The organism is Nocardia sp. CA-290969 (genome assembly GCF_050936135.1).
Classification (GTDB): Bacteria; Actinomycetota; Actinomycetes; order Mycobacteriales; family Mycobacteriaceae; genus Nocardia.
Map to the genome: position 1 here is coordinate 3601999 of NZ_JBNJNJ010000001.1, position 8173 is coordinate 3610171.

Genomic DNA, 8173 nt, shown 5'->3' on the forward strand with positions numbered 1-8173 from the left:
ATGCCGAAATTGGCCCGAGATGCCGTCGAGCTCTTCTACCACGACGAAGGAAGCGGCGAGCCGCTGGTGCTTCTACACGGCGCCGCCAGTTCGAGTGTCTGTTTCGACGACTGCGCCGGTCCGCTGGCCCGCAAGCGGAGGGTGGTGCGGCCCGACCTCCGCGGTATGGGACGCAGCAGCCGGATCGACTCCCTACGCCCCACCGACTGGGTCGAGGACCTCCTCGCTCTGCTCGACCACCTGGGGCTCGACCGCGTGGACCTGGCCGGCACCAGCCTCGGCGCGCGCATCGCGACCCGCTTCGCGCTCGATCACCCCGACCGCGTCATGACGCTGACCCTGGACGCCCCGATGGTATTCGCCGAACCAGCCGGGGAAGAACTGATCGATCAGATCTTCGGTCCCGACCGCGACCCCGGGATGGCCGAGACGCTGCGCCGCTGGCACGGCGCCGACTGGGAAGCGGTCACCTCGACCTATCTGCGTCTGCGGCAGTCACGAGAGCTGCAGGAGTTCCTGGATTTCCGCCAAGATCTCGAACGCCTCGGTATGCCCGTTCTCCTGACCCGCGGCGACGACGACGACCCGATCCACCCGATCGCCCACGCACTCGAGATCCATACCCGGGCCTCGGCCACACTACTGTGGATAGCCCCGTCGGCCCGGTTCGCGCTGACGCGTTTCCGGCCCCAGGAATGGGCACGGGTCGTCGATGAGTTCATCTGGACCCACGATCTCGGATCACGGGCCGTCTCCCATTCCGACCACATCGATAAGAGCTGACATGTCACAAGCAAACGATTCACGATCGGCCGAACAGGCACGAGTCGCTATCGTCACCGGAGCGTCCGGCTGGATCGGCAGCGCAATCGCACAACGCCTCGCCGTTCTGGGGTACCGGCTGGTCCTTCTGGGCCGCCGTGAGGAGAAGCTCGCGGCTCTCCGTGCGGAAATCAAAGGCATCGCGTCACATGCTCCCACCGTGTTGACCGCCGACCTCACCGATTTCGATGCCATTCAGCGCACAGTCGGCCCGGCTGTCGCCGAACTCGGAACTCCCGCGATCCTTGTCAACAATGCCGGTGGTTGGAGCGGGTCACGTTTCGGTTCGTTCCTTTCGAAAGACGCAGCAGACCTGCGGGCCGAAATCGACGACAATTTGCTCACGGCTGTGTACATGGCCCGGGCCGTGCTACCGGCAATGGTCGAGAATCGCTACGGGCGAATCGTCAATATCTCCTCGATCGCGGGAATCATCGCTCTCGAAGGACATTCGGCGTACTCCGCCGCGAAGGCCGGGCACAGTGGCCTGGCACGTCAGCTGGCGGTCGAATTCGGTCCGTTCGGCATCACTACCAACTGTGTCGCACCGGGCGCGGTGCTCACCCCGCGCGCGGCCGAACTCCTGGCAGAGTCGGACGCAAGCCTCGAAACCATGCTGCGGATGACCCCGAGCGGCCGGTTGACCACCCCCGAGGAAGTGGCGGAGCTGGCGCTTTTCCTGGCCTCGGAGGATGCCGCGCAGATCAACGGTCAGACCATCGCGATCGACGGCGGCATGACGTCCGAATAGAGTCCGTCCCCACCGGCGAACCACCGAGTTTCCGATATGGGGCTCCGCAAGCAAAGGAAAATCATGCCGAACTCCGCAACGACAGCCCGGGCCGAGGCGATAGTCGGCCAGCTGGTTACCGCTGGTATTTCGGTGGCGGCGACGCTGCCGGAAAGCTGGCTCGGCGCCGTCCTCGACCGAGTCGATCTCGAACCGGGCATCCGGCACATTCGTGTCGCGCGCGAGGACGACGGCGCGGCCGTCTGCGCAGGCGCCGCACTGGCGGGCAAGCGCAGCGTTCTCATCTGTCAGAATTCCGGCCTGCTGTTGTCGGTGAACGGTTTGGCGGGGTACGCACTGCACCATCAATTGCCATTTCTGGCGTTGGCGGTGGCTCGCGGCGAACGCGACGACGGGTACTTCTATCAGGCCTATAAGGGTCAGGTCACCGAACCTGTACTCAATGCCGTCGGCATGCCGTATCACCGCCTGACCGGTGACGGCGACGACCACATCATCGGCGAGGCGATGAACCAAGCATGGCTGTATCGGCGACCGGTCGCGGTCCTGTGCAGCCGACGATCACTTCTGGGCGAAGGCGATGCATATGAAGCGAAGTGAATTGGCCGGCGAGGTCTCCCGGCGACTCGGAGCCGAGCATATCGTCATCTGCGGAATGGGCGCGACGACATTTACCTGGCGAGCCCTGAATTCCCCGACACCGACCTACTACTCGGCGGATCCGATGGGGCTCTCCCCAGGCCTCGCCCTGGGTTTCGCGGTGTCGCGGCCACGGAACGACATCGTCCTGCTCGTCGGGGACGGCGACCTGGTGATGAACCTCAGCGCGCTGCTGGCCTGGGCCCAAGCGGCACCGGAGAACCTCCGCATGGTCGTCTTCCACAACCACCGCTACGAGACCGGCGGCGGGCAGGCCATCCCGGCCGGCGACCGGCTGCGACTCGACGAGGTTGCCGCCGCCATGGGTATCGGCTGGACGGCCCGCACCGGCGCCGACGACGCCGCATTGTCCCCCGGGGAAGCCATCGATGCTCTACTGGCAGCCCGCGGGCCGGCCATGTTGGTGGTGGACCTGGAAGCCGAGACGGCCGAATACGCCGACCTCGGCGATATCTCCGGTGCGGAGGACCGCACCGAATTCCAACGGCAGATCCGATCGGTCTAGGCGCATCGATGCCCGCCCCGACAGAATTCCCGACCAGTCAGGAGACCCCAATGCCGACAGAGCACGACCGATCGCACGGGTCCGGGCAACCTTCGCTCCCGATCGACGCGATCGCAGACCAAATGCTACAGGCGGAGCTCACGGGCAGCGCCCGTGGTCCGCTCACCGACGATTACCCCGCAATGGATACCGAGCTGGCCTACCAGATCCAGGACGAGGCGCTCAGCCAGCGAATCGAACGCGGCGAAACCGTGGTCGGCGTCAAACTCGGGCTGACCTCGCCGGCGAAACAGCGCCAGATGGGGGTCTCCGCGCCGCTGACTGCCTGGCTCACCGATGCGATGGTCCTCCCCGCCGGCACACCGCTGCCACGCGAACAGCTGATCCATCCCCGGATCGAACCCGAGATCGTCTTCGTCATGGGGCGACGGCTGGCCGGGCCCGGAGTCACAGCGGCCGCGGCCATGGCCGCTGTGCATCGGGTCTACGCCGGTCTCGAGGTGATCGACAGCCGATTCCTGGACTTCCGGTTCACATTGCCGGATGTCATCGCGGACAATGCATCCTCGGCATACTACGTCACCGGACCGGTCGGACTGGATCCCGCTGCGTTGAACCTTCGCCTGGAGGGCTCGGTCCTCGAAATCAACGGAAACATAGCCGAAATGGGTGTGGGCGCGGCAGTCCAGGGACACCCCGCCGAGGCATTGGCAATGGCCGCCAATTCGCTCGCCGAACGCGGCCACGTGATCGAGGCGGGCTGGACAGTCATGACCGGCGGTATGACAGATGCGATTGCGGCAGCACCCGGAACAACGATCGCAGCACATTTCACCCACCTCGGATCGGTCAGCATCCCCTGTTGACGATCCACCTCGGCCCCGGCGCATCGATCACCGGCCGGCCCGCAGCCACAACGGCGTGTGCGAGTGGAGAACAACGGCGTTCTCCGCGTATCGGGCCCATTTCGAGGACATCGGCCACCCGGGCCAGGTCCCGAGCGGACGGTGACAGCTGTCGGCTCTCGATGCACCGGCCAGTTCAATCAATGAGGAGGTCACGGTGAATCCGCTGACCAAACAAGATTACACCGCCGCATTCCCAGCGTTGCAGCCGGGCTCGGGAATCGCCCCCGGCACCGTGTATGTGCCGGTGGATCCCGGCGAGGTGCTCTGGGGCCGGCTGCCCGGCCGGACGGATACCGCAGTAGCCACGATCGCACCCGGGTCGCGGGTGGTGATCGATACCATCAGTCACGAGGGAATGCTCGAAGACCAGGGCTCGGATCCGTTGCGTTACTTCGGAAACCACGGTGTGACACACACAGAGGTGCTCGAGGATACGATTGCCGTGGCGGCTCGGCGGCGACACGAACCGGATGCCGGTCCGCATATCGTCACCGGTCCGATCGCGATCGACGGTGCGCGTCCCGGAGATCTGCTGGCGGTCCGGATCGACGATCTCACCATGCGCGCCCCATACGGGGTGGTGTCGACCCGGCACGGCCACGGAGTACTGGCCGGCCGGCCCGGATTCGACGGCGACTACGGACAGTTCTGCGGCGTCCACGCGCGCGAGGACCGGTGGTTCGGTGTCCTGCCACTCGACCCCACCGGCCGGGCCGGGAACGCCGTGTTCCCGCTCGCCCCGTTCCTCGGGATCATCGGCGTGGCCACCGACACCGGGACCCGCGTGAATTCCGTCCCGCCCGGACCCCATGGCGGTAATATCGACATCAAACTTCTCACCGTGGGTGCGACCCTGTTCCTCCCGGTCCAGGTCCCCGACGCCCTGCTCTATATCGGCGATCCACATTTCGCCCAGGGGGACGGCGAAGTCGCGTTGACGGCGTTCGAGGCACCGCTGCGAGCGACCCTGACCGTGGACGTGATCCCGGCGTCCGACGTCGCCGGCGGGTTCGGTAGCCGGGTCGGCCCGTTTGCCGCCGCCCATGGGCTGCTGATCCCCACCGGAATGCACGCCGACCTGAACACCGCACTGGAATTATGTGTCGGCCATGCGGTGGACCTGGTCACCGAACTGTTCGAAGCCGACCGCCGGCAGGCGTATCTGTATCTCAGCGCCGCCGCCGATTTCACCATCTCTCAGGCGGTAGACCAGGTGCGCGGGGTACACGGCGCCGTGCGCCGATCCGACTTCGGCGCGGGCGCTGATACGCAATTCGCGCGCCACATCCTGGGGCGGGTGTGATAGCCATGGACGCGTTGACCGTGGTTCTGCTGCTGGCGGCCGGTTTCGGCTCCGGTTTCTGCAACGCCATCGCCGGTGGTGGCAGCTTGCTGTCGTTTCCGGCGCTGCTGGCCACCGGCCTGCCACCGGTCGCCGCGACGGTGACCAATGCCGTCAGCGTCTGGCCCGGATACCTGGGCGGTGCGGCCGCCCTGCGGTCGCGGCTGGCCGAATACCGTAGTCTGCTACCGGGATTGGTCCTCACCGGCGCCGCCGGCGCGCTCGGCGGTGTGATCGCTCTGTTGGCCGCGCCGCCCGAGGTCTTCGCTACGCTTGTGCCTTACCTGGTGTTGATGGCGACGGCGCTGCTGGCTGCCCAGCCGATGATCTCGCGATGGCTCGCCGAGAAGGGCAGTGACTCCCGGCTCAGGCTTTTCACAGGAGTCTTTCTGGGTGGGGTCTACGGCGCGTACTTCAACGGCGGCATGGGCATCGTGTTGCTGACGGCGCTCGCGCTCGGGATCGATGCCTCGATCAACCGGCTCAACGGCCTCAAAAGTGCACTCACCTTGACGGTGTCGACCACCGCGACCGCGGCCGTGGCGCTGTTCGGCCCCGTCGAATGGTGGTCTGTCGCCGTGCTCGGACCCGCATGCCTGGTCGGCGGGATGGTCGGCGCGAAAATCTCCGACCGCTTACGACCCAGCATATTCCGGGCCGTGGTAATCCTTTTCGGCACCGGAGCAGGCATTGCCATGCTGTTCATCTGAACATGACCACGACATCACGGCGCCGGTGCTGACCTTTCATCGACCGCGAGCCGCCAACTCCCGACCGCACGGAGGTGACCGAGATGCCCTCCAGCCCTCCCATCCTACGGGCCACCCGTCTCACCGATCCATTGGATTCGTTGTTCCCCACTGGAGAAGCACTCTTGTCGGCCATCCGGGGCCAACACGTAGGTCGTCACCCACTCGCTTCGGTCGCCCACCAGTTCGGGCAATTGCACCAGCAGCATCTCCGCGGCCCAACCTCCACGAAATACACATCCCGCGCACAACTGTCGCTGCAGGCAGATCGCTGGGTGGTCGAGCATGTACCGCTCGCTCACCCGGAGGCGACCTTGCACTTCGAGTCATTGGGCACCGTGATCGACCGGATCGCCGTTCAGCAGGTTCGGGCGTTTCACTTGTTGATGAACACCGAGCCATCCGCCCCGATCGTGCACACCGCATGGTATCGCCTTGCGGAATTGGTCGACGACTACACCGATCTCACGACGGCGGTCACGCGCCGGTCCCGACGCCTCCCCCTGCACGGCCCGCCTCTGATCGCTTCGAGCGGCTTCACCCGGCCCAGGCCGGAAGGAGCCCCGACAATTTCCATCCTCGGACCAGTTCGTGTCTCCCGATAGTACGAATCGATCGACCGCCGACCAACACCCACACCACCACCGGCGGTGGCGGCCGGGGTTTGACCATGCTGTTGAAGTCCGGTCAGGTTGAGGATTCGCCGCTGCTCGAGGCAGGGCTCGAGCAGGTATCGGTTCACTCGGCGGAGGACCCCACGACACAACCGTCGCCTACAAGCGTCGCAACATGGCCGAACGCGCATTCGACAAGACCGAACACTGGCGTGGAGTCGCGATCCGCTACCACACGATGATTGTGACCTACCGCGCGGGATTCACCATGGCCCTCATCCTCGAACGGCTCAGATCATCGGGAGACACGGCCTGGTCGCCGGCCCAGCTGCGCATCCGCCGGATAGCGCCGATGCCCGGCGCCGGGAGATCACACACTGGACGACAACTGCTCGAATAGCACGTCGGTCAGCGCTAATTCGGCCGCGGCGATATTCTCGGCCAGATGGCCCAAGGAGGTCGTACCCGGGATCGGGAGCATTGTGGGAGAACGGTGTAGCAGCCAGGCCAGAGCGGTCTGTGCGGGAGTGGCGCCGATTTCCTGCGCGAGGGCGGCGATCGGGCTGCCCGGTCCCGTATGCGCGCCGCCGGCGACCGGGAAGAACGGGATGAATGCCATCTCCCGCTCAGCCGCGTAATCGACGACCTCGTCGGAACCACGGTTCGCCAGGTTATACAGGTTTTGCACGCTGGCGATCGGGGTGATCCGTTCGGCCTCACGCAGCTGATCGACCGATACCTCGGACAGACCGATATGACGGACCTTGCCCTCCGAACGCAACTGATGCAACGCACCGACCTGATCGGCCAGGGGCACGCCGGGGTCGACGCGATGCAACTGCAACAGGTCGATCCGGTCGACTCGCAACCGGCGCAAGCTCAGTTCGGCCTGCTGCCGCAGGTATGCCGGATTTCCGACCGGTACCCATTCCGTCGGTGAAGGCCGGGCCGAGCCGACCTTCGTAGCGATCACCACATCATCCCGGTACGGCCACAATGCCTCGGCAATCAGCACCTCGTTCTCTCCCAGCGCGTACGAATCCGCGGTATCGATCAGGTTCACCCCGGACTCGACGGCCTTGCGCAGCACAGCAATCGCCGCGGCCCGGTCGTCCGGCGCCCGCCAAACAGGCCATTCCGCCGACTCGATCCCGGGCTCGGGTACGGCCGACAACCGCATGGCGCCGTAGCCGATCCGATTCACCGGCAGGTCGCCACCGAGCGTGAAGGACATATTCATATCGGAGTACTCCCAACGATCCACCCGATCGTCACGCTACGGGCATGAAGAATTGACCGAAACGGCCCAGGAGCCCAAGGATTCGGAGCTCGCTTGTGCAGAATGCGCTTTTCTACCGATGTAATCAGCGACCTTCACCTTCCAGGTGATTCTCCCCGCGATTCCGGCCGCCGCCCGGCGTGACATTTTCTGGAAAATCCTTCGGTCACCTCGACTGATTCCGCGGCGGTCCATACCGGCAACTCCATCATTCGCCGTCCCGGATACGCCGCATCTCCTCGAGCTGGCGGGCCAGCTCCTCCCGGTGCCGCACAGTATTGCTCCCGTCGAGCTGGCCGGCGAACGCCTGCCGCGCAGCCTCGACCAACTCGTCGGAAACCTCCGGATACGCGCGGGCTATCGCCCACAGTGCCTCGTCGGTTTCCATGTCCAGCCCGGTTTCCGAACGGAGTCCGCCGCCACTGCACACCGACTCGAGTTCGGCGTCGAAGTTCTGGATCAATTCCTCGCGGGTGGGATGGTTCAGCCTCATCGATGCTCCTCGAATCGTTGTCGTTTCCTTGGCCGGCGCGATGCCCGGAA

11 protein-coding genes are annotated in these 8173 nt (G+C 65.4%); 9 read left to right on the forward strand and 2 right to left on the reverse strand.

Translation table 11 applies throughout. The annotated features are described in order from the left end of the window. From ACQEVO_RS16300 to ACQEVO_RS16340, 9 genes are all read left to right on the forward strand, one after another. The gene (locus tag ACQEVO_RS16300; protein WP_432913833.1) at positions 1 to 783 is read left to right on the forward strand and encodes an alpha/beta fold hydrolase; all 783 of its coding nucleotides are present in this window, start codon (positions 1 to 3) and stop codon (positions 781 to 783) included. Between the two features lies 1 nt (position 784). Further along, positions 785 to 1573, forward strand: coding sequence for an SDR family NAD(P)-dependent oxidoreductase (locus ACQEVO_RS16305; protein ID WP_432913836.1), 789 nt, complete (start codon positions 785 to 787; stop codon positions 1571 to 1573). A 63-nt stretch (positions 1574 to 1636) separates the two neighbouring features. Continuing rightward, on the forward strand, positions 1637 to 2173 hold the full coding sequence (locus ACQEVO_RS16310; RefSeq protein ID WP_432913839.1) for a thiamine pyrophosphate-binding protein: 537 nt from the start codon (positions 1637 to 1639) through the stop codon (positions 2171 to 2173). Then, complete coding sequence (locus ACQEVO_RS16315) at positions 2160 to 2738, forward strand: thiamine pyrophosphate-dependent enzyme (RefSeq protein WP_432913842.1); 579 nt, start codon at positions 2160 to 2162, stop codon at positions 2736 to 2738. The genes ACQEVO_RS16310 and ACQEVO_RS16315 overlap by 14 nt, the downstream gene beginning before the upstream one ends. 50 nt (positions 2739 to 2788) lie before the next feature. Continuing rightward, entirely contained in the window at positions 2789 to 3604 is an 816-nt protein-coding gene (locus ACQEVO_RS16320; RefSeq protein ID WP_432913845.1) for a 2-keto-4-pentenoate hydratase, read from the forward strand. A gap of 196 nt (positions 3605 to 3800) precedes the next feature. Continuing rightward, the gene (locus ACQEVO_RS16325; RefSeq protein ID WP_432913848.1) at positions 3801 to 4949 is read left to right on the forward strand and encodes an acetamidase/formamidase family protein; all 1149 of its coding nucleotides are present in this window, start codon (positions 3801 to 3803) and stop codon (positions 4947 to 4949) included. Positions 4950 to 4954: 5 nt separating this feature from the next. After that, positions 4955 to 5698, forward strand: a complete 744-nt coding sequence (locus ACQEVO_RS16330) for a sulfite exporter TauE/SafE family protein (protein WP_432913850.1) — start codon at positions 4955 to 4957, stop codon at positions 5696 to 5698. A gap of 83 nt (positions 5699 to 5781) precedes the next feature. Beyond that, positions 5782 to 6342, forward strand: a complete 561-nt coding sequence (locus tag ACQEVO_RS16335; protein WP_432913853.1) for a DUF4254 domain-containing protein — start codon at positions 5782 to 5784, stop codon at positions 6340 to 6342. 184 nt (positions 6343 to 6526) lie between these two features. Then, positions 6527 to 6751, forward strand: coding sequence for a hypothetical protein (locus ACQEVO_RS16340; RefSeq protein ID WP_432913856.1), 225 nt, complete (start codon positions 6527 to 6529; stop codon positions 6749 to 6751). Here the strand turns inward: ACQEVO_RS16340 and ACQEVO_RS16345 are convergent. Beyond that, positions 6722 to 7585, reverse strand: coding sequence for an aldo/keto reductase (locus tag ACQEVO_RS16345; protein ID WP_432913859.1), 864 nt, complete (start codon positions 7583 to 7585; stop codon positions 6722 to 6724). The two genes, ACQEVO_RS16340 and ACQEVO_RS16345, sit on opposite strands and share 30 nt — an antisense overlap. Before the next feature lie 253 nt (positions 7586 to 7838). Further along, positions 7839 to 8123, reverse strand: coding sequence for a hypothetical protein (locus ACQEVO_RS16350; protein WP_432913861.1), 285 nt, complete (start codon positions 8121 to 8123; stop codon positions 7839 to 7841). Positions 8124 to 8173: the final 50 nt, after the last annotated feature.

Excerpts from the sequence above, each read along its gene's own strand:
- ACQEVO_RS16300 (WP_432913833.1), top strand. The coding sequence starts at position 1 with ATGCCGAAATTGGCCCGAGATGCCGTCGAGCTCTTCTACCACGACGAA.
- ACQEVO_RS16305 (WP_432913836.1), top strand. The coding sequence starts at position 785 with ATGTCACAAGCAAACGATTCACGATCGGCCGAACAGGCACGAGTCGCT.
- ACQEVO_RS16310 (WP_432913839.1), top strand. The coding sequence starts at position 1,637 with ATGCCGAACTCCGCAACGACAGCCCGGGCCGAGGCGATAGTCGGCCAG.
- ACQEVO_RS16315 (WP_432913842.1), top strand. The coding sequence starts at position 2,160 with ATGAAGCGAAGTGAATTGGCCGGCGAGGTCTCCCGGCGACTCGGAGCC.
- ACQEVO_RS16320 (WP_432913845.1), top strand. The coding sequence starts at position 2,789 with ATGCCGACAGAGCACGACCGATCGCACGGGTCCGGGCAACCTTCGCTC.
- ACQEVO_RS16330 (WP_432913850.1), top strand. The coding sequence starts at position 4,955 with ATGGACGCGTTGACCGTGGTTCTGCTGCTGGCGGCCGGTTTCGGCTCC.
- ACQEVO_RS16335 (WP_432913853.1), top strand. The coding sequence starts at position 5,782 with ATGCCCTCCAGCCCTCCCATCCTACGGGCCACCCGTCTCACCGATCCA.
- ACQEVO_RS16340 (WP_432913856.1), top strand. The coding sequence starts at position 6,527 with ATGGCCGAACGCGCATTCGACAAGACCGAACACTGGCGTGGAGTCGCG.
- ACQEVO_RS16345 (WP_432913859.1), bottom strand. The coding sequence starts at position 7,585 with ATGTCCTTCACGCTCGGTGGCGACCTGCCGGTGAATCGGATCGGCTAC.
- ACQEVO_RS16350 (WP_432913861.1), bottom strand. The coding sequence starts at position 8,123 with ATGAGGCTGAACCATCCCACCCGCGAGGAATTGATCCAGAACTTCGAC.